A 2,702-nucleotide genomic window follows, 5' to 3' on the forward strand; every position below is an offset into this window, starting at 1 on the left:
AAAAACATCAAATTAAATAGTGAAGTTAAATACTTTGACAAAGAAAATACGGTAATAAAAAGAGAGAATAATGAGGGATTTATAAAAGAATTTCCACAAGCTGTAATAAGTACTGTCGAAGAAAATAAAATAATAGACATATCATTAAAGAAAGAAGAACTTTTTAAGTTATTAAATTTATCTGATTATTATAGTTATGATAATGCAACTTTAACTCAAGATCTTGAAGGATATAGGTTAAATTTCACTTTTAAGAGCAATAGTTCTTCTATATTGCCTCAAATAGTGGCATCTGAGGGAGATATAAAGAGTAAAATTTTTAAAGAAAAATTATATGAGAAAAATAAAAATAATAAAATTGTATCTACAGTTAATGACTCTAAAAGTGTAAAAGTAAATAAATCAGAAAGTAAGGAAGTAGAGAGAAAAGAAACTGTATTACCAACTTCAAAACAAAAAAATAAAATTGAAAGTATAACAAAACAAGAAATAAGAGAAAATATTGAAGTTTTGGAAAATGAAAAAGTACACAGTAATTTCAATGTAAATGCTGAAGATTGTAGTTTATTAAAAAATGATGATTCATCAGAAGCTATGATAAGTGCTATGGAGAATGGATTTAATTTATATTATAAGTCTAAAGGAGAGTCTACTTTAGATATTGTGTTGAATAAAGTAGAGCATTTAAAAAAAATAAAAATTTTGGTTTCTTCATATTTAGAGACAAAAGCATTATTGGAGATTAAAGGTGAAGAATATATTATCTCTAGAGGGAAAAATGAAATTGAATTAAATGAAGCTAGCATAGATAAGATAAGCTTAAAATTAACTAGTGATGAAGAAAACTTATTGTCTTTTGTAATCGAGGGTGAATTATGAAAAAAGGATTCACTTTAATTGAAATAGTAGTGATTTTAGGGATATTAGTTATATTGATGGGAATATCCATACAAAGCATTAATGGAGTTAGAACATATAGACAAAAATTAGCAGTTAAAAATTTTATCTCAGATTTAAATTCAGCTAGAGGATATGCTGTCGCAAACAATAAAAGAGTTTCAGTCAAAATTTCAGAAGATTCTTATAGCTATGAAATTAATGATGATTTTATTTTTCAAAAATTACCGGAAGGGCTTATTTTAGAACCTGAAACTAAAGAATACAAGGATATAGTTTTTACAAGAAAAGGAGTTTCGTCAAGAGAAGCTGGAAGAACTATAAATTTTAAAACTGAAAGAAAAACTTATACAGTAACTATATCACCGGTAAGTGGAAAGGTGAGATTGAGAAGTGGAAAATAAGAAAGGATATACTCTAATAGAGTTAGTAATAGCAATAGGAATAGTTTTAATACTTGGAACTTCAATTGTCTCAGCATATATAAATCTAAATAGATCAAGAGTGTCAATTTATGAAATTCAAGACGTGAGTAATAAATTGCAAAATGCAATGGAAAATGCAATCGTTAGCATAAAAAATAGCAACTCAAATGTAGAATATGAAGATGTAAATGTAGAGTTAGAAAAAGTTTCAGATGATTTATTTGAAGTGAGAGTAAGTTTTGGAGAAAAGTATGAGCTTAAAAAGTTGGTCAAAAAAGGGGTTTACTCTGATTGAATTAGTTATAGTTGTAGGAATATCATTGATTTTATTTTCTTTATTAACTACAATGGTAAGCCATTTATTGGGGGTCACTAAGAAGGTTAGCCTTGAAGAAGATGTTGCAAGTGAATTATATTTTTTTGAAAATTACATAAGAGATGAAATATTAAGTGCTCAGAAAATAAAACAAGACGTGTCAACTGGATTTAAAATAATAAATACTGAGAGAGTTAATAAAAAAATTGTTCAAAAGACTATACACTTTGAGTTAAGGAATAAAAATATACTCAGAGTAGTTAGTGGGGAAAAAGGGAATAACTCATTGATATCAAAGGTTGAAGTTTTTGATGTTAAGTGTACAGATGATTATATAAAAATAGATATGGAAATGATTAATGGTAAGAAGAGAGAAATATTAGTTGCGATAAGAAATAGGGAATAGATTATGAAAAGAGGATATGCAATTATAGTTACAGTATTAATAATGAGTTTAGGTCTTATTTCAATTAGCTTTCTTTTGAATTCTGTTTTTAAAAGTGCTTTGGTACAAAAAAATTCTATTGATTCTATACAAGCCGACTATAATGCAGAATCTGCAATTGAAATGGTTACGTCAGCTGGAAATTTTGAAAATGCAATTAATGATTTATATGTAAAAAGAGAATATACAGATAAAGTGGAGATATTTGGCAGTGAGGTTGATATAAAAGGTATTATGATTGGAAATAGACCTCCAAAATTTGAGATAAAAGCTGAAACATCTAATAAAAATATAACGTCCAATTGGTATGCTTATGGGAATATAGTAAATGAGATATATACAACAGGGGAAAGTGTTGTAAGTCCTAGAACTTGTAATGTGAATGGAAAAGTTAGTATAGATGAACTTCAAAAAATGAAAAGTAATATAGGCATTGGGAATACTAAAAATATAATTCTACCTGCCGAAGATATATATTTGCATAAAGAGGGGAGCTCAATAGCATTTTTTAGAGATAGTGAATTTAAAGAAAAGGTAGATAGTGTATCTTCTTTTGATAGATTTTATTTAGAACAAAAAGGTGGAAATTTAATTGTATTAAGTGATATTAAAGTTATGA

The 2,702-nt window shown here is 26.9% G+C and carries 5 protein-coding genes; all 5 read left to right on the forward strand.

Annotated features, from left to right (window positions below):
• Positions 1 to 879: hypothetical protein (locus HMPREF9129_RS11800; RefSeq protein WP_004823311.1), on the forward strand; the 879-nt coding region annotated here is incomplete at its 5' end.
• Positions 876 to 1,301, forward strand: coding sequence for a prepilin-type N-terminal cleavage/methylation domain-containing protein (locus tag HMPREF9129_RS09960; RefSeq protein WP_004823312.1), 426 nt, complete (start codon positions 876 to 878; stop codon positions 1,299 to 1,301). The genes HMPREF9129_RS11800 and HMPREF9129_RS09960, both read left to right, overlap by 4 nt.
• Complete coding sequence (locus HMPREF9129_RS09965; RefSeq protein WP_004823314.1) at positions 1,291 to 1,617, forward strand: PulJ/GspJ family protein; 327 nt, start codon at positions 1,291 to 1,293, stop codon at positions 1,615 to 1,617. Before HMPREF9129_RS09960 ends, HMPREF9129_RS09965 begins: the two co-directional genes overlap by 11 nt.
• Positions 1,574 to 2,044, forward strand: coding sequence for a type II secretion system protein (locus tag HMPREF9129_RS09970; RefSeq protein ID WP_040553178.1), 471 nt, complete (start codon positions 1,574 to 1,576; stop codon positions 2,042 to 2,044). Before HMPREF9129_RS09965 ends, HMPREF9129_RS09970 begins: the two co-directional genes overlap by 44 nt.
• A 3-nt stretch (positions 2,045 to 2,047) precedes the next feature.
• Positions 2,048 to 2,702, forward strand: a 655-nt coding sequence (locus HMPREF9129_RS09975; RefSeq protein WP_004823318.1) for a hypothetical protein, incomplete at its 3' end; no start/stop codon positions are given.

Origin of the sequence: Peptoniphilus indolicus ATCC 29427 (assembly GCF_000227315.1) — a bacterium.
In the GTDB taxonomy this organism is placed as follows: Bacteria; Bacillota; Clostridia; order Tissierellales; family Peptoniphilaceae; genus Peptoniphilus; species Peptoniphilus indolicus.

What these genes read in the sequence shown, in the direction of transcription:
- HMPREF9129_RS09960 (WP_004823312.1), top strand. Translation starts at nt 876, where the DNA reads ATGAAAAAAGGATTCACTTTAATTGAAATAGTAGTGATTTTAGGGATA.
- HMPREF9129_RS09970 (WP_040553178.1), top strand. Translation starts at nt 1,574, where the DNA reads ATGAGCTTAAAAAGTTGGTCAAAAAAGGGGTTTACTCTGATTGAATTA.